This window comes from Pseudomonas fluorescens (assembly GCF_000968015.1).
Classification (GTDB): domain Bacteria; phylum Pseudomonadota; class Gammaproteobacteria; order Pseudomonadales; family Pseudomonadaceae; genus Aquipseudomonas; species Aquipseudomonas fluorescens_W.
On sequence record NZ_LACH01000009.1, the window covers coordinates 132,146 to 153,369 of the forward strand.

Here is a 21,224-nt window from a genome sequence, read left to right on the forward strand (position 1 = left end):
CACTCAGCCTCCCGAAGGGGCAGGTGGGTCAAGATCAAGGGCTGCAGGCGAGCTAACGCTCGGCCTGTTGAGTGGTGAGAAGCAGGGTTTACGCCTATCCATTGTGGGAGCGAGCCTGCTCGCGAAGGCGGCCTGACAGCCGGCCAATGTCTCGCAGATGTACACCGTTCCACTGTGGGAGCGAGCTTGCTCGCGAAGGCGGCCTGACAGCCGGCCAATGTCTGGCAGATGTACACCGTTCCACTGTGGGAGCGGGCTTGCTCGCGAAGGCGGCCTGACAGCCAACCAATGTCTGGCAGATGTACACCGTTCCACTGTGGGGGCGAGCTTGGTCCGGGCGGCGTTCCGACGAAGGCGGTCTGACAGCCGGCCAATGTCTGGCAGATGTACACCGTTCCCCTGTGGGAGCGAGCTTGCTCGCGATGACGGAGTGTTAGTCGCCATGAATGTTGAATGTTAGACCGCTATCGTTGGAACGCCGCCCGGAGCAGCTCGGCTCCTACAGTGGGTTAGCGGTGTGGCGCAGGCTTTGGCATGTCGAGGTTATCCAGCACCCGGTTCGCGGTGATCTCCGCCACCATGATGCTGTTTGAAATGTCCAGCAGGGCATAGCGCGATCCACCCTCTAGATGATCCACCCACTGATGGACCGGTGAAATCAGTTCGCCACCCGAACCCCGCCCATGCTCCCGCTCAATTCATACGCCACCAACTCTGCCTGATGCGCCGCCAAGATCTCCGGCAACGATCCACGCAAGTACTCGACCCACGTCTTTATCTTCGCATCCAGATACTGCCGCGACGGATAGATCGCATACAGATTCAATTCCTGTGACCGGTAATTCGGCATCACCCGCACCAGCGTCCCGTTGCGCAACCCTTCAATTGCTGCATACACCGGCAACACTCCAACCCCCATGCCGCTGGTGATCGCCGTCTTCATCGCATCGGCGGAGTTCACCAGAAATGGCGAGCTATTAATCGTCACCATCTCCTGGCCTTCCGGGCCGTCGAAGGCCCATTTTTCCAGCGGAATCACCGGGCTCACCAAACGCAGGCACGCGTGGTTCAGCAGATCGCTGGGCTTCTGCGCGCAGCCGTTGGCTTTCACATAGGCGGGCGAAGCACAGACGATGCTGTAAGTGATGCCCAAACGCTGGGAGACGAAGCCCGAGTCCGGTAGTTCGCTGGCGAGCACGATGGACACGTCGTAACCCTCGTCCAGCAGGTCTGGGACGCGGTTGGCCATGGTCAGGTCGAAGGTGACGTCGGGGTGGGTCTTGCGGTAGCGGGCGATGGCGTCGATCACGAAGTGCTGACCGATGCCGGTCATGGTGTGCACCTTGAGCTGCCCGGCCGGACGGGCATGGGCGTCGCTGGCTTCGGCTTCGGCTTCTTCGACGTAGGCCAGGATCTGCTCGCAGCGCAATAGATAGCGCTTGCCGGCTTCGGTCAGGGCGATGCGTCGGGTGGTGCGGTTGAGCAGGCGGGTTTGCAGGTGGGCTTCCAGGTTGGAGACCGCGCGCGAAACGTTGGCCGTGGTGGTGTCGAGTTGCACGGCGGCGGCGGTGAAGCTGCCGGCCTCGGCCACGTAACTGAAGGCGCGCATGTTTTGCAAAGTGTCCATGGGGTGCTCTCGGAGGCGATGGCAAATTGTGACACGAAGTTACGGGGGCTGAGACCCCGACCAAGGGATTATCGCGTTAACGGTAACAAAGATTCACAGGATTCCCAGCTTATCGCCAACAAAGCCGACCCCTAGAATTGCGCCCACCTCTGTAGGAGCTGTCGAGTGAAACGAGGCTGCGATCTTTTAAAAGCGAAGATCAAAAGATCGCAGCCTCGTTTCACTCGACAGCTCCTACAGGGGGAACTCCCTCAGATCAGGAATTTTCAGCAGTGCCGCGTCGCATCAACAGAGCGCTTCAGACGCTCAGTGTTTTGGCTTTAACCCTGGCAATCAGCGGCTGCATCGGTACCGGAGGTATTGCCCCACAGGGCAAGGCACTGGAGGCCGATTCATTGGCCACCGACGAAGCCATCCAGAACGCTGCACAGGACGCTCACTGGCCTACCGCCCAATGGTGGCAGGCCTATGGCGACCCGCAATTGAACCGCTGGATCGACCTCGCCGTGCAAGGCAGCCCGACCATGGCCATGGCGGCGGCGCGAGTGCGTCAGGCCAAATCCATGGCCGGGATTGCCGAGTCTGCGGAGTCGCTGCAGATCAACGGCGAATCCACGCTCAAACGCCATAACTGGCCCACCGATCAGTTCTACGGGCCGGGCGAATTGGCCAACACCACCACCTGGGACAACAACGCCGCGCTGGGCTTCAGCTATGCCCTCGACCTTTGGGGCCGCGAAAGCAACGCTACCGAGCGCGCCGTGGACATGGCTCACATGACGGCCGCCGAAGCGCGTCTGGCCCAGCTCGAATTGCAGAACAACATCGTGCGCGCCTACATCGAGCTGTCGTTGCATTACGCGCAACGGGACATCGTCGCCGCGACCCTGAAACAGCAGCAGCAAATTCTCGACCTCGCGCAGAAGCGCCTGAATGGCGGCATCGGCACCCATTTCGAAGTCAGTCAGGCTGAAACGCCGCTGCCGGAAACCCACCGCCAGATCGATGCACTGGACGAAGAAATCGCCCTGAGTCGCAACCAGCTCGCGGCACTTGCGGGCAAAGGTCCGGGGGAGGGCGCGCAGTTGCAACGGCCGACGTTGTCATTGGGCGCCGCGCTGAAACTGCCGTCGTCGTTGCCGGCGCAATTGCTCGGTCAACGCCCGGATGTGGTCGCCAGTCGCTGGCAAGTGGCGGCCCAGGCGCGTGGTATTGATGTTGCTCATGCCGGTTTCTACCCCAACGTCGATCTGGTCGGCAGCCTCGGCTACATGGCCACCGGCGGCGGGGCGCTGGAATTTTTGACCGGCAAGAAGCTCAACTACAGCGTCGGCCCGGCCATCTCGTTGCCGATCTTCGACGGCGGCCGTTTGCGCTCGGAGCTGGGCGAAGCCTCGGCCGGTTACGACATCGCCGTGGCCAAGTACAACCAGACGCTGGTCAACGCGCTGAAAAACATCTCCGACCAGTTGATCCGCCGCGAATCCATGGACAAGCAGCAAACCTTCGCCGCCGAGTCGGTGGCCACGGCCCAGAAGACTTACGACATCGCGATGATCGCCTACCAGCGCGGGCTCACCGACTACCTCAACGTGCTCAACGCCCAGACCTTGTTGTTCAAACAGCAGCAGGTTCAGCAGCAGGTGCAGGCGGCGCGACTGAGTGCTCATGCGGAATTGGTGACGGCATTGGGCGGTGGGTTGGGCGCGGGCGACGACGTGCCGAAAGACAGCCAGACCGCCGTACCGAAAACCCCGATGCTTCTTAAGTGAACACAAAACCTGTGGGAGTGAGCCTGCTCGCGATGAGGCCGTGTCAGCCAATGATGATGTTGCCTGACACACCGCAATCGCGAGCAAGCTCGCTCCCACAGGTTCCTCACCTGACTGAATATCGATGAACAGGATTCCATGACTCCCTTGCCCGCACCTTTGCGCTGGCTGTATTCCCTTGAATGGCGCCGGGGTTTCTTCGACTGGGCGCGCAGCGACGGCGTGACCTGGGTCTACATCTTCAAGGTGTTGTTCGCCGCGTTCCTGACGCTGTGGCTGGCCATGCGCCTGGAGTTGCCGCAGCCGCGCACGGCGATGATCACCGTGTTCATCGTCATGCAGCCGCAAAGCGGCCAAGTGTTCGCCAAGAGTTTTTATCGCTTTCTGGGCACGTTGGCCGGCTCGACGGTGATGGTCGCGCTGATTGCCTTGTTTGCGCAGAACACCGAATTGTTCCTCGGCTCGCTGGCGATCTGGGTCGGCATCTGCTCGGCAGGCGCAGCGCGATATCGCAACTTCCGCGCCTACGGTTTCGTGCTGGCCGGGTACACCGCCGCGATGGTTGGTCTGCCGGCCTTGGCACACCCGGATGGTGCGTTCATGGCGGCAGTCTGGCGGGTGCTGGAGATCTCCTTGGGAATTCTCTGCGCCACCGTGGTCAGCGCCGCGATCCTGCCGCAAACCGCCAGCGCCGCAATGCGCAACGCCTTGTACCAGCGCTTCGGCGTGTTCGCCTTGTTCGTCACCGACGGCTTGCGCGGTCGCAGCAAACGGGACGCTTTCGAGGCGAGCAACGTACGCTTCATCGCCGAGGCTGTGGGGTTGGAAGGACTGCGCAGCGTCACCGTGTTTGAAGACCCGCACATGCGTCGGCGCAACGGTCGGCTCAGTCGCTTGAACAGCGAGTTCATGGGCATCACCACCCGTTTCAACGCCTTGCACCAGTTGCTCGAACGCTTGCGCAGCAGCGGCACCGATCATGTGGTGGCGGCGATCAAACCGGGTTTGCAGGACCTCGCCGAACTGCTCGACGGCTTCAGCGGCCGTGCACTGACCAACGCCGATGCGGGGCGACTGGTCAGCGCGCTGAGCGCCTATAAAGAAGGTCTGCCGGCACGTGTTCGCAGCTTGCGAGCGGTTTTTCAAGAGAGCGATCCGAGCGACGCCGAGCAGCTGGATTTTCACACCGCATACGAGCTGCTTTATCGCTTCGTCGACGATTTGCACAGTTATGCACAGACCCACGCGTCGCTGGCCGATCACAGCCATGCGCGCGAGCAATGGGATGAGCCGTTCACTCCGCAAACCAACTGGATGGCGTCGGCCGCCTCGGGGATTCGCGCGGCGTTCATTCTGGTGGTTCTGGGCAGCTATTGGGTCGCCACCGCGTGGCCGAGCGGGGCGACGATGACTCTGATTGCCGCCGCGACCGTGGGCCTCTCGGCGGCGACGCCGAATCCAAAACGCATGGCGTTTCAGATGGCTTGCGGGACATTCCTCGGGGCCCTGATCGGCTTCGTCGAGATGTTTTTCATCTTCCCGTGGATCGACGGTTTTCCGTTGCTCTGCGTGATGCTCGCACCGGTGATCGTGCTCGGTTCGTTCCTCACTTCGCGGCCGCAATACGCCGGTGTCGGTCTCGGTTTGCTGATCTTCTTCAGCACCGGTTCGGTGCCGGACAACCTCACCGTTTACAACCCTTACGCCTTTATCAACGACTACATCGCCATGGTGCTCGGCATGCTGGTCTGCGCGGCGGCCGGGGCGATCATCCTGCCGCCCAACAGTCGCTGGTTGTGGCGTCGGCTGGAGCAGGATTTGCGTGGCCAGGTGGTCTACGCCATCAGCGGCAAACTCAAGGGTTTGGCGTCGAGTTTCGAAAGCAGTACGCGGGACTTGCTGCATCAGGCCTACGGTCTCGCCGCGGGGCAGCCGCAGGTGCAACGGGACTTGCTGCGCTGGATGTTTGTGGTGCTGGAAGTCGGTCACGCGATCATCGAGTTGCGCAAGGAACAGGCGATCTTGCCGGTGCATCCGGCCTATGCCGAATCCCAGCCGTGGCGTCAGGCGATCCGGGTGATGGGGCGCTCGCTGGTGCGGCTGTTTCTGCAACCGAGCCAGAGCAATCTGGAGCGTGGATTGATCGCCGTCGATCACGCGATCAGCAGGGTGCAAGCCACTGATGAACCGTTTGCCCCGCACTTCGACACGTCCGCGTTGCGCCGGGTGAAGAGTTATCTGCACTTCATTCGCACCTCGTTGCTGGACCCGCAATCACCGCTGGCCGCCTACGCAATTGCCAAGCCCCAAGGACTTGAACATGCCTCGTGAAATCGCCTTCCACGGCGTGTACATGCCGACCATGACCCTGATGTTTTTCATCGCGGCGGCGCTGGCCTGGGCACTCGACCGGTTCCTGTCCGGGTTCGATCTGTACCGCTTCTTCTGGCACCCGGCGCTGCTGCGCCTGAGTCTGTTTTCCTGTCTGTTCGGCGCCCTGGCGCTGACTGTTTATCGTTGACTCTCTATCAATGAAGAAGGCCCTGATGAAAAAGCTTTTCAGCCTGCTCGCCACCCTGCTGGTGCTGGCCCTTGCGATGTGGATCGGCCGGACCCTGTGGGTGCATTACATGGACACGCCGTGGACCCGCGACGGCCGGGTGCGCGCCGACATCATCAACATTGCCGCCGACGTCACCGGGGAAGTGGTGGACGTGCCGGTGCGCGACAATCAACAGGTGAAAAAGGGTGATTTGCTGATGCGGATCGACCCCGAGCACTACCGCATTGCGGTCAAACAGGCGCAGGCGCTGGTGGCCTCGCGCAAGTCGACGTGGGAGATGCGCAAGGTCAACGCCCACCGCCGCGCCGACATGGACAACCTGGTGATCTCCAGGGAAAACCGCGACGACGCCAGCAACATCGCCGACTCGGCCCTGGCCGATTACCAGCACGCACAAGCGCAGCTGGAAGCTGCCGAGCTGAACCTCAAACGCACCGAGGTCCGCGCAGCGGTGGACGGGTACGTGACCAACCTCAATGTGCATCGCGGCGATTACGCGCGCATCGGTGAGGCGAAAATGGCCGTGGTCGACATGAACTCGTTCTGGGTCTACGGCTTCTTCGAAGAAACCAAATTGCCCCACGTGCGGGTCGGCGATAAAGCCGACATGCAGTTAATGAGTGGGGAAGTGTTGAAGGGGCATGTGGAAAGCATTTCTCGCGGCATCTACGACCGTGATAACCCGGAAAGTCGCGAGCTGATTGCGGATGTGAACCCGACCTTTAACTGGGTGCGTTTGGCGCAGCGAGTGCCGGTGCGGATTCACATTGATGAAGTGCCGGAGGGGGTGCTGTTGGCGGCGGGGATTACGTGCACCGTTGTGGTGAACTAGCCATTAGACCGAGTCGCGGCCTTCGCGAGCAGGCTCACTCCCACAGGGGATTTGTGGTGTTCGCAGAATCTGCGTCCGACTCGGTCAATGTGGGAGCGAGCCTGCTCGCGATGGATGCGACTCGGTCTTACGGCTTGCAAAACGTCTCATGCAAATGCCGCCAAACCACTTGGCCAGACGTTTGCTTCTCAAACACCACCGTCGATCGCCGATCAGAGTGCAGCCCCGTCGCATCGGTTTGCTGCTCGCGATAACTCACCATTGCACCACCGTCGTACAAAGCGATGCCGCGCAACTCGCTGAGCTCAATTCTGAACCCGAGCTTCTTCCCGCCCGCCATCAAAAACAATTCGCTCAACGCGTCGAAATCCAGCACCCGGCCCAATGGCGAGACCATGGAAAACTGCGGTGAAAAACGCGCCAGCAACAGCTCAAGCGCCGGCTCGTCTTGATCCTCAGCCAACCATTGCTCAATGGCGACGTGGGCCTGGATCACTTCGTCGAAGTACTCGGTGTAATCAGTCATGGAAGTTGCCCCTTCAGCCCGAACCGCTTCATCAACCCCGCCTCCAGCAGCCCTTTAGGCAACAATCCCGCCAGCAACGGTAATGCCCGACTGCCATTGCCCAGACGAATCAGGCGCGGTGGTTTGCTCTGCTGCACGGCCTTGAGCAAACCGGCGGCAAATTCACTGGCCGGGGTCGGGTTGTCCTGGGAGGCCTTGGCCCGTGCGCGAATGCCTTCACGCAGCGGAAACCAGGGTGATTGTTCGGTGATCAACTGCTCCGCCTCATGGCCGGCATTCTTGGCAAAGCTGGAGGCGATGGCGCCCGGCTGGACTTCCATGACCCGCACACCAAACGGCGCCAGTTCCATACGCAACGCATCGGTCAAGGCATGTACCGCCGCTTTCGAGGCGCAATAGGCACCGGCAAACGGCGTGACCAAAACCCCGGACACGCTGCCGATGTTCACCACCAGACCCTTGGCTCGACGCAGCACCGGGAACAGGGCGCGGGTGACGCCGACGATGGCGAACACGTTGGTTTCGAATTGTCGCTGCATGGCCGGCACGCCGCCGTCGAGCAACGGCCCCATGGCGCCATAACCGGCATTGTTGATCAGCACATCGAGGCCGCCATGTTGCTGGTTGATGCGCTCGCTCAAGTGTTCCAGTGCCGCGCCGTCGTTGACGTCCAATTGCACGGCGGTGAAACCGGCAGCGGCCAGCGCCGCCACGTCTTCTGTCTTACGGGCGCTGGCCCAGACTTCGTATCCGGCACTTTTGAACACCTCGGCGAGGGCGCGGCCAATGCCGCTGGAACAACCGGTAATCAACGCAACAGGCATGGCGCGGTCCTTGTGCAAAAAGAGGAAGGGAAGATCAATCGGAGAAACTACCTTGCAAACGCTCGGCGCGAAACTCCAGCGTTTGCGGGCGATAGCCAGGGCGCAGCGGCGGCAGGGGCAAACAGTCTTCCCAGTTCGCGCCGGCCTGCAGTTCGCCGGGGCCGCGATAGCGCGGTGCTGCGTATTGATTGTCGGCCAGATTGACCGTGTCGCCCGGCGCATAGGCGGCGATGCGCCAGCGCAGTTCGGTCAGCGGCACGTCGTTGCCGTTGTTCATTTTCAGTTGCAGTGGGCGATCGGCCGGGCACTGTTCTGGCGCGTAAGTGATGCGCAACTCCAGGCGCGCCAGTTGCTTGACCTCGCGGTTGTCCATCCAGATCACCCACGTTGCCACCACACCCAATCCGATGGCGGCTGCCACGGAGACCGGCAAGGCTTTGGTCGGGTAGCGCAGCAAAAGGATCAGCCAGGTAATAACCAGCAGGACGCCGATGAACATGACGCAAACCTCGGGAGGGGAGAAGGTCATCCTACCTAAGCGTGGGTGCTGTTGGCGATGGGCTTGATGGGTGTGGTGGACGTGATGGCCCTTTCTCGAGCAGGCTCGCTCCCACAGTGGGTCTGCGCCGTGCACCAAACCCCTGTGGCAGCGAGCCTGCTCGCGAAGGGGCCAGCCGAGGCAACAAAAACGCCAGACAAAAAAAGCCCCCGCCCAACCCGCTGCGGATGGGGAAACGCAGCGCGTTGGACGGGGGCTTCTGGTGTTACAGATCAATCACTGCGCGATGGTTTTCACCGACACGCCGCGTTCGATCGGGGTAGAGCGACCGTAGATATCTTCAAACCGCTCGATATCGTCTTCGCCCAGGTAGCTGCCCGATTGCACTTCGATGATTTCCAGCGGGATCTTGCCCGGATTGCGCAAGCGGTGGACCGAGGCGATCGGGATGTAGGTCGACTGGTTTTCAGTGAGCAGGAACACGTTTTCGTCGCAGGTCACTTCAGCAGTGCCGCTGACCACGATCCAGTGTTCGGCGCGGTGGTGGTGCATCTGCAGCGACAGGCAAGCGCCCGGTTTGACCGAGATGCGCTTGACCTGGAAGCGGCCGCCCATGTCCACCGAGTCGTAGGAGCCCCACGGACGATAGACTTCACAGTGGTTCTGGGTTTCGCTGCGGCCCTGCTCGTTGAGGGTGTTGACCATTTGTTTCACGCCTTGGACCGAGTCCTTGTGGGCGATCATCATGGCGTCCTTGGTTTCGACGACCACGATGTTTTCCAGGCCAATCACCGACACCAGTTTGCCGTTGCCGTGGATCATGCAGTTTTTGCTGTCCTGAATGACCACGTCGCCTTTGATGACGTTACCGTTGGCGTCTTTTTCGTTCACTTCCCACAGCGACGCCCAGCAGCCGACATCGCTCCAGCCCGCGGTCAGCGGTACAACGCAGGCACGTTGGGTTTTTTCCATCACCGAGTAGTCGATGGAATTGTCCGGGCAGCAAGCGAAGGTGGCGGAGTCGATATCGACCGTGTCGGCATCCTGTTTGCTGCGCTCAAGGGTCAGCAGGCAGGTGTCGTAGATGTCCGGATCGTGCTTTTTCAGCTCTTCGAGGAAGCGGCTGGCGCGGAACAGGAACATGCCGCTGTTCCAGAAGTAACCGCCGGACTCGACGAATTCGGTGGCGCGTTTCACGTCCGGTTTTTCGACGAAGTGCGAGACGCGGCTGACGCCTTCGGGCAGCAGCGAATCATTGGTCGACTTGATGTAGCCATAGCCGGTTTCCGGTTTGGTGGCCGGTACGCCGAACAACACCATTTCGCCGTTTTCTGCGGCGACGGTGGCCAGGGCCAGTGCGCGTTGCAGGGCTTTCTGATCTTCCAGCACGTGGTCGGCTGGCAGCACCAGCATCAACTCGTCGCGACCTTCGTTGACCAGCATCATCGCGGTCAACGCAACTGCCGGAGCGGTGTTGCGGCCAAACGGTTCCATCAGGATGCGCTGGGTGTCCAGGTTACGGGCACTCAGTTGTTCGTTGACGATGAAGCGGTGGTCCTTGTTGCAGACCACGATCGGGGTGTCCATGCCTTCGAACACCAGGCGTTCCAGGGTTTGCTGGAACAGCGTGTGTTCGCCGGTCAGGGCGAGAAATTGCTTGGGGAATTGCTTGCGCGAAAGCGGCCAAAGACGTGAGCCACTACCACCGGACAAGATTACTGGAATCATGTTGTTACTCCTTGAAAATCGTATGGGTCAGAGCTACTGCGTTCTGTCGTTTCACTCTTGTTCTTATTCCGTGTCCGGGTAGCCCGCGGGCTACCCGACAAAATGATTAGCGCGTCGAAACCGGGCGTTTTACCCAGACTGGCGCCAGGCTGCTGCCGCTGCCGGTGACGTACAGCACGGCGGCTTCACCGCGTTCCAGGGCAACCGGTTTCACGTCGCCGACTTTCTTGTCGCCGTCGTAGAGTGCCAGGCTGACTTTGACCGGGTTGATTTCACGTTCGCCACGGCCCTTGGCGGCCACGGCCGGGACCACTTCGGTCTTGCCGTCAGCGGTTTTCAGGGTCAGGGCCTTGTCGCTGAGGTTCTGTACGCGAACCAGGGATTTCTGCTTGTTCTTGAACGGCGGCTCTTCGATCAGTTGCGGTGCGCCGCTGGCGTTGTTGACCAGGGTGTAATAGTGATCACCGGCCAGTTTCACCGGCAGGGACTGGCTACCGACCTTGGCGCTGTAGTCGCCGCCCGGCATGAAGCTGAAGTCAGTGCTGGACAGCGGCGCGACTTCGGCCAGGTTGGTGGTGCCGACGGTGGCGCTGACTTCAGCGTTACCGGCGTTGTAGACACGTACGAAGCTCGAACCTTTCGGTGCAGTCGGGCCGTAGAGTGCGGCGTCGCCAGCGAAGGCAGACATCGACAACACGCTCATGCCAGCAACGAGAGCAAAGGTCTTGGCGAGACGGCGAGGAGTAGTAGTGAAAGTCATGGTGTACCTCTCTTTCAGTTTTGCGCCCGGTCGGGCGTCTCGGATTTAGTGTTTGCGGCTACGTTTTGTTGGCGAGCGCCGGCTTCTTTGAGCTCTGCGACCCACTGCGGGTCGGCGTCACCGATTTCGTTGTTCACAGGCAGATAACGTTCAGGAAACTCCCAGATCAGCACCTGTGGCGGGCTGTTCTTGAAAGCATCACTTTTCAGATAGCTGAGCATTGGCAGAATCGGGCCGTGGCCGTCTTCGGCGTAATTGACCACGTCGCTGTTCAGCGCTTGTTTCAGCGCACCAACGAAGTTCCAGTTGGGGTTGGCGCTGTAGCTGGTGCCGATCAGGGCCACCGGTACTTCAGTATTGGCGAACAGGGCGTCATCCCCGGCCGACTGGTCTTGTGCCGCAACGGTGTTGCGCTTCTGCAACGGCTCTGTCTTGGGCATCAGGTTTTCGAACAACGGGTCCAGCGGCAGGAACAACCGCAGGTCGCCCTTGTGCGTCACCTTCTCCGCAGGTTCAGTGACGAAGTGTTGCGGCTCGCCGCTCAGCGGGTATTTGTCGGTAATGGATTTCGCCAGGGTCTCGGCGGCGATTTGTGCGCCTTCCGGGGTCCAGTGAGTGTCGGTGCGCAGGAACACTTGCTGACCGTCCAACTTGGCTTTCAGCATCGGGCCGAACAGGTCGGGAGCAAGGATCTTGTTGGCCGCCACACGAGCGTGAAAGTCGTCATAGAGGTTGGCGTGGATGCTCGAAGGCTTCACTTCACCCAGGTGTTCCGGGTACAGGCGAGTCTTGGCCGGCACAATCGCCATGACCAGTTTCACGCCCTTGGCTTTCAATTCCTGACGTACGCCTTCTACGAGTGCGTAATTGCCTTGCAGGTTCAACTCTTCGTTGACGATCGGGTTGAATTCTTCATCGCTGTACAACCACTGATCGCGGCCGAGCACGACGCCCGGACGACCTTCGTTGAACAGTTTGAAATCCAGCGCAGCCCAAAGGTTGGTGCCCAGGCGCTTGATCGGAAACTCGTCGTCGTAATGCGTTTCCACGGCTTTGGTCCAGCGGCCGTTGAGCACCGTCGTTTCGGCAGAGGTACTGAAGCCGAAGAAACTGCGCGTGGACCACAGGCCCAGGACCAACAGCGTCACCATGAACAGGGCGATGTAGAGGATGCGTAATGAGCGGGTCATAGTCAGATCCCTCAGAACTGGAAGTAAAGGAACGGCGAGAAGCTTTGCGCCGAGAGTTTGAAAATCGAGGCGATGAACAGCACCAGTACCAGCGTGCGCATCACGTAACGAGACCAGTCCGCCGTCCAGTAGGCCGGTTGCACAGTCGCGTCAACGCCGACGGTGTAGCCAGGCTCGTGGATGCTGCCCGGGTTGTCGCCCGGTACGGCTTTGATCATTCCAGGCGTAGCGGCAGCCGGGCCATCGGCCGCGACGTTCACAACAGGCTTGGTCTTCTCAGGCGGCAGGTTGCTGTAGAAGTCACGAATGCCGAAGAACGCCAGGGTCATGTAAGCCACCACCAGAGTCGCCACTTGCAGGCCGGTGAGGCTGGCTGCGTTGAGTTCCGACAGTGACCATTCGCCGAAGCTGAACATCGCGCCGTACATACGACCGGCGACATGCAGGTTTTCCGAGCGGAAGATCACCCAGCCCATGACAACGAGCAGGAAGGTCAGCGCCCAGCGAATCGGGTTGATGCTGCGCGGCGAGGTATTCAGGCCGAGGGCTTTTTCGATCGCCAGCCACATGCCGTGCCAGGCGCCCCAGACGATGTAAGTGATGTTCGCGCCGTGCCACAGACCACCGAGCAGCATGGTCAGGAACAGGTTGCGATAGGTCATCAGCGTACCTTTACGGTTACCGCCCAGCGTGATGTACAGGTAGTCACGCAACCAGGTGGACAGGCTGATGTGCCAGCGACGCCAGAACTCGGTGATCGACTGGCTGATGTACGGCTGTTTGAAGTTTTCCATGAAGCGGAAACCCATCATCAAGCCCAGACCGATTGCCATGTCGCTGTAACCGGAAAAGTCGAAATACAGCTGCGCGGTGTAGGCCAGCGCGCCGAGCCAGGCATCGCCCGTGGTCGGGTTCTGCAAGGCGAAGCAATGGTCGGCCACGACCGCCAGGGTGTCGGCGATGAAGACCTTCTTGATGAAACCCTGCATGAACCGCGTGCAGCCCTCGGAGAACTTGTCGAGGGTGTGGGTGCGGTTGTTGAACTGGTCGGCGAGATCGCGAAAGCGCAACACCGGACCGGCGATCAAGTGCGGGAAGATCGCCACGAAAGCGGCAAAGTCGATCAGGTTGCGGGTCGCCGGCGTGTCACCACGGTAGACGTCGATGATGTAGCTGATGGACTCGAAGATGTAGAACGAGATCCCGATCGGCAACAGCACGTGGGTCAGGATGAACGGCGACAGACCGACGGAGGTCATCATCGCGTTGATGCTGTCGACGCCGAAGTTGGCGTACTTGAAGTAGCCGAGAATGCACAGGTCGACGGCCACGCCCAGGAGCAACCAGCGTTGTGCCGGTTTGGTCCGAACGCCTGCGGCACCGACTTTGAGGCCGATCCAGTAGTTCCACAGGGTGACGGCTGCGAACAGCGCAAGGAAGTCCACACGCCACCAGGCATAGAACACGTAGCTGGCGATCAGCAGCAGCAGGTTGCGATAGCGTATTCCGCTTAAGTAGTACATGCCGAGAAAGATCGGCAGGAACAAAAACAGGAACACGTTGGATGAAAATACCATCCCGGTCTCTCCATGTTTAACCAACAGTCAAGGGCCGCAGCCCCCCCAAACCCCCCACCGAAAACCGGAGGGCGTAACACACAAAACTCAAACTCGACACTGACCCCTGTGGGAGCGAGCCTGCTCGCGATTGCGGTCTGACATTCAACGTAGATGTCGACTGATACACCGCTTCGCGAGCAGGCTCGCTCCTACAGGGGATTTGCGTTTGTTCTAAGAGCCTTTTTTGCCTTTCTCGTTGGCCGGGTCGTAGACCTTGGTCAGGTCACCACCGAGGCGAAAAGTCTTGAACGGCTGCATCTCGTGCTTTTTCTCAAGCACATCCGGCGAGCAGGTGTAGAGCGAGCAGAACGGTTCGAGCCAAGCGAATTTCGAGTCGATTTTCAGGTCGGTCATGTCCTGTTCCTTACCGTTCTTGTTCTCGAATTCTTCCGGGTCTTTGACACCCGCGAGTACTCGATCACCCAGGCGTTTCAATGCGCCGTTGTTTTCCTGACGCAAGTCCACACCGTTGACCTGAGCGAAACTGGCGATCATCGCGAGCGGCGGCAGGGCGTAGTTGTGGTAGGCGAGGGCGCGTTGCTGGCGCTTGAGCTCGTTAGGCAGGAAACCCTGGGCGTCGATTTGATTGGCGCCGACCTTGAATTCCTTCACCGACCAGTCGAACAGGTCGCGGCGGTTGGTGGCGATGGACGTTGCCATCACCGACCAGGCGGCCCAGTACGAGTGGTTGTTGGTTTGTTCCAACGGCAGGTTGTCCCAGTCGCTGACGACCTGATCGGCCATTTTGTTGAACCAGGCTTCAATCAATTGCGACTCTTGCTGGTGGTTCGCCAACGGATGCGAGTCGGAGAACTTCAAGCGGATATAGGACGACGCCATGCTGCCCAACGCCCATTTGCGCATGGACTTGCCGGTGTGGTTGAAGTCCTTGGACATCAACGCATCGGCCTTGGCCCAGGCGGTCAACCAATTCAGGGTGCATTCGAGCTGTTCCGGACGACCATCACGCATGTACTGCATTACGCGCTTGCTGGTGCCGCGCTCAATCTTGGTGATGTCGGCCGTGGTGTCGCGGAAGGCTTTTTCCGATGCCTCGTTCAGGGTCGAACGGGCCTTGTCGGAACCTTCGTATTTGCTGCGAAATTGCAGGGCGCCGGTATACGGCGTCGGCATCGCATCACAGCCTTCGCTCTTGTTGCCGGTTTTGACTTTTTCAATCGGCGCGAAGTATCCCTGTGGCGGACGCAGTGGCGCGGCGGCCTGAGTCGCACCGGCAAACATGGCCAGGCTCAACAGGGACGGTGCGATCAATCTTTTCAAAGTTCGGGTTTGCATGCATGTCATAAGAGGTTGCCTCACTGCCCGGCCTGAGCGGTATGCTGCCCCAAGCCAGGGAACACGTTGCGTTTGCAGATTTTCGCTTCGACTTTCTGTGGCGCGGCACCTGCTTCAGGGCCCTGGACTTCGATGGCCAGCAGATTCTGCGAGGCCCAATCTTCGTCCGTGCGCAACTCAAAGGCGAAACGCCCGTCGGTATCGGAGGTTTCCGGTTTTTCGATCTTGATGTCCTCGTGGCGCCCGTTCATGTACCAGAGGGTGGCTTGCAGCGTTTTCACCGACGGATCGGCGAAGCGGATATCAACCTGGTGGTTGCTGTTTTGCAGATTCAGGTTCTTGCTGTTGACCATCAATTCGTTCTTGCCCGGTTTCAACGTGGTGCTGCCGGTCAACTGTGCATCCTTTCCCTCACAACCGTTGTCCAGCAGCGCCATCATCTGGCGGTAGATGGTTTCCTGGTCAAGGCGATAGAGCGGCGAGAATTCCCAGATCAGAATCTTCGGCGGCTTGCTCTGGAACTCTTCGCTGCCCAGGTACTGCAGCATCGAACCTTCCAGGCCACCGCCGGGGAACGCCACGTTGAGGATGTCGGCGCCGATGGCCTCTTCGAGGAAACCGGCGAAGTTGTAATTCTTGCCACTGTGGCTGGTGCCGACCAGGGTGACTTCCGGATTGCCGGAGTCACTGAACAGATCGCCATCAGCTGCTTCGCCTTTCGGCTCGGTGGTGAACTGATCCATGTACTGGATCGCGTAGCTGGTGCCACAGAGTTGACCAGCCATGTTGTGTAACGTTCCGGTCTTACCCATGCGACCCGACTTATGGCTCTCGAATTCGCGTTTCGGCACGTCGGCAAAGGCCGGCATTTTCTTGATTTGCTCACCGACGATTTTCGCCGTGCGCTGGGCGCCATACGGCGTCCAGTGTTGGTCGCCCTGGAAGTAGAAATCGTGGGCCGGCAGGGTGTCAGGCAGCGACTCGTTGGTTAGCGGCGACAGGTCCGGCACGGTGTAGCCCATGGCGGCGAAACGCCCCAGCATGGTTTTGTAGTTCCTCAAGGCCTTGTCGAAATCGTACTTGGCCTTTTCTTCCGGATTGAGCTTGTTGCGGTTCACCAGGCCACGGGTCGGCTGGTAAACGATGACCAGTTCAATGCCTTTGCTCTTGAACGCATCGTGCAGTTCTTTCATGCGTTTGTAGCCGACGGGTGTGGTGTCGAACTCGGTACGCAAGTCTTCTTGCGTACGGAACAGCCAATCGCCCTGAGCCTGCACCAGCGTGGTGAAGTTCTGCTGGTAACGCGTGGTGTAGTTCTTCGCGTCGTGGGCTGCCGGGCACAGGCTGCAGCACGGTTCGGCGGAAAATTTTGGTGCCTGGACTTCGTCCGCACGAACACCGCCGCTGGCTGCGAGAATGCCGGCGGTCAGGGCCGACAAGCTGAGTAATTTGATCAAGTGTGAGTGCATAAAATTATCCTCAGTCCCGCATTTCGGTCTGGCGTTCGACAGGGTCGATCAGCACGGCTTTCTGCTGGCGCACCAGCAGGTCGAGAATTTCATCCTGACGCTCGCCGAGAATCCCCGAGAAGCTGATGCCACTGGTTTTGGTCGGTGCGAGCATGGACACGCGATACAACTCGACGCTCAGCGGCGAGTCGATGGACAGCGGTCCGCTGCCGTTGCCGGCCAGTTCGCCACCGACCACGATCAAGGACACCTGGGCATCGAACGGGTCGAGCTTGATGTCACGGTCGGTGTCGCTCAGGTCCTTGATGTGGCCGTAGACGCCGGTCAGGCCGTTGGCCATGGACAGGTTTTCGTAGAGGCGGATGTTTACGCTGTTACGAATCCGGATGCCGTGGCGCTTGTTGCTGATCACTTTGTTGCCCCACAGCAGGTTGTCGCCACTCTCGTAGAGGGTGATGCCGTCGGTGTGGTTCTTGTAGATCTCGTTGTAGGCAATCAGGTTGTTGACGCTGTTACGGTCGATCACCAGGCCTGACAACTTGTTGTCGTAGCTGCGGTTGTTGAAGATGAAGCTGTCGTTGACCTCACGGGAAATAATGATCCCGTGCTTCTTCTTGGTACCAAACACCGTGTTGTCGGCAATGATCAGACCGTGGGAACGGTCATGCGGGTCAATGCCGTAGACGATGTTGTCTTTGTAGGTGTTGCTCTTGACCACAAAGTCGCGTGCTTCGTAGCAGTAGAAGCCGTACCACATGTCCGAGAACTCGGAGCCGATGATCCAGCCACTCGGTTCAGGGCGCTTGAGCACCTTGGCCATGTTCGGCGTGTATTGGGAAATACTCACGCCGTACGACTTACTGTTGGCGTAGCCGAAACTGGCGATCTTGCTGTTGGCGATGTAAGTCTCGGTACCGCCCCAGGACAGCAGGAACGGACGGAATTCCTTGGGCGACTTGAAGGCCGCCGGGCCGTTTGCCTTCTCGCTCCAGCCAGTGATTTTGGTATCACGCACAAACAACTGGCCGTCGTTGACCAGGAACGAACCGGACTCTTGCGACAGGCGCAATTCCTGGGTCTGCTTGTCGATTTCCAGGATGCCTTTCTGACCCACCACGATCGGCAGCTTCGCCAGGAATACACCCGGCGAGGTTTCGCTGAAGTACTGCTTGGGTACTTTGTTGGCCAGATCCTTGAGGTTCATGTAGCCGTCGTCGATGAAAATCGCCTGAGGGATACCGTGCTGACGCACGACCCATTCGGCCATCTTGTTATCGCCACCGATGAAGTCCTTCAGGGCGTTTTCCTGCATCATCCGGCGCACGCTGATTTTGCCGGCCTTGGTGCGCACGATTTTCGCGGCGATGGCTTCGGCGGTGTAGCCGGAGGTGTCCGGCAGTTTCGGCTTGGCCAACTCCAGCGGCGCGGTCGGTGCGCTGCTGACGGTGTAGGTCTTGGCCTGTTGCAACCCTTTTGCAATGGTCGCCGGCTGGCCTTTTTGAACGGGCGAGGCCGGCTCCACAGTGGCGAAGACCGCCGTGCTGGCCAGCAACATCGCGCCGGCCAGCAAGGTTATCGAGCCTCTCTTCGGACTGTTCATGTCAGGAACTCCCTTAGCGGTTCGCATCAGAAGCGCCAGATCACGTCGATAAATGCGCGGTGCATGTACGAGTCGACGCCTTTGCCATACGCATCGCCGGGCTTGAACACACCGCCACGCAACCGCACCAGGGCCGAAGGCTCATCGATCGACTGGCTCAAGGAGGCAGGCAGCAGGCCTTGCTTGAAGTACTTGGTGACGACCACGTCCATTTCCTGACCGAGGTCTTTGTTGCCATCTTCCAGCGGCAGGGACGTGCTCGAGAGCTCGGCGCCGGTCACGTCGTCGGTGTTGTTCTGGACGGCGTTGATGCCGTTGCTGACCGGCTTGTTGCCGTCGACGCGCCAGAATTTGTGGTAGATCACACTGGCGTCGTATTCGTCGTTGAGCATCCACGAACCGAACAAGGTAGCGCTCTGCATGTTGTTCGTTTCGCCACGGAAGGCTTCGCCGAAACGGTGAACCCGCGAGCGAGTACCGGTGTAGTTCGAGCGGTTGCTTTGCAGGCCGTTCTGTTCGTAATCGGCACTGGCACGGGCATAGGCTGCACCGACTTGCCATTGCGGATCGAGGCGCAGACGCACGCCCAGGTCAGTGGCCCAGCCATCAACATCGCCACTGGTTTTGGCTTGTGCCGGAGCGGTGCCATCGGGGTTGAGCTGGTTGACCTTGTCGCGGTCGCCGCTCATGCCGGTGACGCTGCCCCAGTAATTGACGGTGTTGGTGTTGCGCCAGTTGTAGGCATCGCTGTCGGCAGTAAGGCCGATCCAGCTGATGTCGCCGTTCTGTTTCTTGTCCAGAGAATCGGCGGGAACGCCTGGCTGCGCGGTATCGAGCTTGCCGTCATCGTGGGTGTGGTGACCACGAATGCCGACCCAGTTGCCCGGGGTCCACTGGTACGCCGCATCGGCGTAAGCGTGCAGGCGATCCTTGTCCTTGGGCGCGAGTTCTGTGAGGTCGGTGCGGTATTCGCTGAAGCGTTCGGCAACACCGGCGTTGGCGCGCAACAGGGTGGTGTCGAAGGTCCAGTTCAGGGCTTCGATGTTGGTGTCGCGCCATTGACCATCGTCATTGCGCAGACGCTGGCGACCGAGCTTGAGAATCTCGCCGGGGTAAGGCGTAAGGCCGCTGTAGCCGACCCAGAACTCACGCATCGCCAGGTAGTTTTTCTTGCTCTTGCGATCACCGCTGTCGGTGCTCTGGGTGCCGTCGCTGTCGGACTGCTGCAGGGTGTCCGTCTCGATGATGTCGGTGGACGTCACGGCCTGACCCATGGCGTAGCCGCTCCACGCGCCGCTCTCGCCGTAGATCCATGGACGCAGGTCGAGGCCGACGCCGTTGACGTCGCCGCCGCTCGCCGTACCGAGGTCAGTGTCGTCTTCGGACTGGGCGGTAACTTTCACGTCCAGGCCGTAGTTCTTGCTTTCCGTCAGGGCCGCCAGGGTCGGGCACGACCACAAGAGGGCGAACGACAGGCCGATACCGGCCTTCACAAATGGATTCAACTTCATAGGGATTCCTCGCCGTCTTCTTCTTCCAGGGCATGCAGTTCCAGCGTGTTCTGACTCAAGGCACCACGAACGGCCTGTTCTTGTTTCAACAGGCGTTGGGCCTCGGCGAGCTGGGCAGGCGGCAGTTGGGTTTCGAGTGTTTGCGCAAGCTCGGTGGCTTGCGGGGTGTTCTGGGCCTTGGCCAATTGGCTGAAGACATAAGCGTTAAGCGGGTCGGGCCGGGTGCCCTTGCCTTGGGAGAACAGTTGGGCAATGGCGAAGTCGGCGCTGTTCTGGCCGTTACGCGCGGCCTTGAGCAGGTGGTCCAGCGCTTTTTGCGGATAGACCTTGCCCAGGTAACCGCGACGGTAGATCTGGCCGAGGTAGTAATCGGCGGCCACTTCTCTGTCGACGGCTTTCTTGAAGTGTTCTTCGGCGACCTTCGCGTCAACCGGTACCATTTTGCCTTCGTAGTAGAGCTTGCCCAGCAACAGCTCGGCGCGCGGCTGGTCGGCGGCGCGGCCGTTGTCCAGGTACTTCATCATCGTGTCGACGTCACCCAGTTCCGGGAAGTCGTAGAGCAGTTGCGCCAGGCTGACCCAGGAAGCGGGGTAGCCGGGTGCGATGCCCTCGAGCAGCGACTGGGCTGTTTTCTCGTCGGTCTTGCCCAGGGATGCATCGCCCAATACGCGGGCCACGCTGTCCACCCGCTGGGCGGAAACTGCGCCGCGAGCCTGAGCGGCTTGCATTTGCTTGATCAGCTCGGCCTGTTTCTCTGGCTGGGCTTTCTTCTGATAGACCGTGGCCAGTTCGACATAGCAGATGTCGGTGGTGTTCAACGCGGCTTTGCAGATCGTTTCCACTTCGTCCAGATGCTGGTCGTAAGTGCCCTGGGTGCGATAGAGCAGCACTTGGGCCAGGCCTGCTTCCGGCTTGCCTTCGGCACGCCATTGGCTGATCTGCTGTTGCGCGTTGACGTTCGGGAAACTGTGCGGGTATTGCAGATACAGCATCGCCAGCGGGATCAGGGTGTTGCCTTCGCCTGCGGCAGTGGCTTTCTTCAACAGGCCTTCGGCTTCGTGCTGTTCGGCTTCGGTGGAGCCGGGTTTGGCCACCAGCAGACGACCCAGGCGAGCCTGGGCTCGCGGCGAGACACTGGCCGCAGCGCGATAAGTCGCCTCAGCTTTCTTGATCTGCGCCGGGTCACGGCTGTCGACCTGGATATCGGCAAGGCCAACCTGTGCTTCGCTGTAGCCCAGGTCTGCCAGTTGCTGGTAATTCTGCGCCGCCAGCGTGGTATCACCGCGCTTGAGGGCTTCGTTGGCCAGACGCTGGTCGGGCAGGCCGGCGCATCCGGCCAGGGCGATTGCCATGGCCAGAGTCAGCGGGACTGGCAGGATTCTGAGTGGGCTAGTCACGGGCATGTCCT

17 protein-coding genes are annotated in these 21,224 nt (G+C 60.1%); 4 read left to right on the forward strand and 13 right to left on the reverse strand.

Going from position 1 to position 21,224, the window contains the following annotated elements; translation table 11 throughout:
* Window positions 1-658: 658 nt before the first annotated feature.
* Entirely contained in the window at window positions 659-1,627 is a 969-nt protein-coding gene (locus VD17_RS06545) for a LysR family transcriptional regulator (RefSeq protein ID WP_046053195.1), read from the reverse strand.
* Between the two features lie 272 nt (window positions 1,628-1,899).
* Between VD17_RS06545 and VD17_RS06550 the strand changes: the two genes are divergently transcribed.
* From VD17_RS06550 to VD17_RS06565, 4 genes are all read left to right on the forward strand, one after another.
* The gene (locus tag VD17_RS06550; protein WP_046053196.1) at window positions 1,900-3,399 is read left to right on the forward strand and encodes an efflux transporter outer membrane subunit; all 1,500 of its coding nucleotides are present in this window, start codon (window positions 1,900-1,902) and stop codon (window positions 3,397-3,399) included.
* Between the two features lie 138 nt (window positions 3,400-3,537).
* Window positions 3,538-5,730, forward strand: coding sequence for an FUSC family protein (locus VD17_RS06555; RefSeq protein WP_046053197.1), 2,193 nt, complete (start codon window positions 3,538-3,540; stop codon window positions 5,728-5,730).
* Entirely contained in the window at window positions 5,720-5,920 is a 201-nt protein-coding gene (locus VD17_RS06560; protein WP_046053198.1) for a DUF1656 domain-containing protein, read from the forward strand. Before VD17_RS06555 ends, VD17_RS06560 begins: the two co-directional genes overlap by 11 nt.
* Window positions 5,921-5,945: 25 nt before the next feature.
* A complete protein-coding gene (locus tag VD17_RS06565; protein ID WP_046053199.1) occupies window positions 5,946-6,794 on the forward strand; it encodes an efflux RND transporter periplasmic adaptor subunit in 849 nt (282 codons plus the stop codon).
* A gap of 127 nt (window positions 6,795-6,921) precedes the next feature.
* On the opposite strand, the gene VD17_RS06570 is transcribed toward VD17_RS06565, so the two are convergent.
* From VD17_RS06570 to algK, 12 genes are all read right to left on the reverse strand, one after another.
* Window positions 6,922-7,320 (reverse strand): DUF4440 domain-containing protein, encoded by a 399-nt coding sequence (locus VD17_RS06570; protein WP_046053200.1) that lies wholly within the window; start codon window positions 7,318-7,320, stop codon window positions 6,922-6,924.
* Window positions 7,317-8,144, reverse strand: a complete 828-nt coding sequence (locus VD17_RS06575; RefSeq protein WP_046053201.1) for an SDR family oxidoreductase — start codon at window positions 8,142-8,144, stop codon at window positions 7,317-7,319. Before VD17_RS06575 ends, VD17_RS06570 begins: the two co-directional genes overlap by 4 nt.
* A gap of 34 nt (window positions 8,145-8,178) precedes the next feature.
* Entirely contained in the window at window positions 8,179-8,643 is a 465-nt protein-coding gene (locus tag VD17_RS06580) for a hypothetical protein (protein ID WP_046053202.1), read from the reverse strand.
* Window positions 8,644-8,919: 276 nt separating this feature from the next.
* Window positions 8,920-10,371, reverse strand: coding sequence for a mannose-1-phosphate guanylyltransferase/mannose-6-phosphate isomerase (locus VD17_RS06585; RefSeq protein WP_046053203.1), 1,452 nt, complete (start codon window positions 10,369-10,371; stop codon window positions 8,920-8,922).
* A 106-nt stretch (window positions 10,372-10,477) separates the two neighbouring features.
* A complete protein-coding gene (locus VD17_RS06590) occupies window positions 10,478-11,131 on the reverse strand; it encodes an alginate O-acetyltransferase AlgF (protein ID WP_046053204.1) in 654 nt (217 codons plus the stop codon).
* 14 nt (window positions 11,132-11,145) lie between these two features.
* Window positions 11,146-12,321, reverse strand: a complete 1,176-nt coding sequence (locus tag VD17_RS06595) for an alginate O-acetyltransferase (protein ID WP_046053205.1) — start codon at window positions 12,319-12,321, stop codon at window positions 11,146-11,148.
* An 11-nt stretch (window positions 12,322-12,332) separates the two neighbouring features.
* Window positions 12,333-13,898: an MBOAT family O-acyltransferase gene (locus tag VD17_RS06600; RefSeq protein ID WP_046053206.1), complete on the reverse strand. Its 1,566-nt coding sequence runs from the start codon at window positions 13,896-13,898 to the stop codon at window positions 12,333-12,335.
* A 213-nt stretch (window positions 13,899-14,111) separates the two neighbouring features.
* On the reverse strand, window positions 14,112-15,245 hold the full coding sequence (locus VD17_RS06605) for a mannuronate-specific alginate lyase (protein WP_046053207.1): 1,134 nt from the start codon (window positions 15,243-15,245) through the stop codon (window positions 14,112-14,114).
* A gap of 11 nt (window positions 15,246-15,256) precedes the next feature.
* Window positions 15,257-16,705: an alginate O-acetyltransferase gene (locus VD17_RS06610; protein ID WP_046053208.1), complete on the reverse strand. Its 1,449-nt coding sequence runs from the start codon at window positions 16,703-16,705 to the stop codon at window positions 15,257-15,259.
* Window positions 16,706-16,715: 10 nt separating this feature from the next.
* The gene (gene algG / locus VD17_RS06615; RefSeq protein WP_046053209.1) at window positions 16,716-18,305 is read right to left on the reverse strand and encodes a mannuronan 5-epimerase AlgG; all 1,590 of its coding nucleotides are present in this window, start codon (window positions 18,303-18,305) and stop codon (window positions 16,716-16,718) included.
* Window positions 18,306-18,331: 26 nt separating this feature from the next.
* Entirely contained in the window at window positions 18,332-19,816 is a 1,485-nt protein-coding gene (locus VD17_RS06620) for an alginate export family protein (RefSeq protein ID WP_046053210.1), read from the reverse strand.
* Complete coding sequence (algK, locus tag VD17_RS06625; protein WP_046053211.1) at window positions 19,813-21,219, reverse strand: alginate biosynthesis TPR repeat lipoprotein AlgK; 1,407 nt, start codon at window positions 21,217-21,219, stop codon at window positions 19,813-19,815. Before algK ends, VD17_RS06620 begins: the two co-directional genes overlap by 4 nt.
* Window positions 21,220-21,224: the final 5 nt, after the last annotated feature.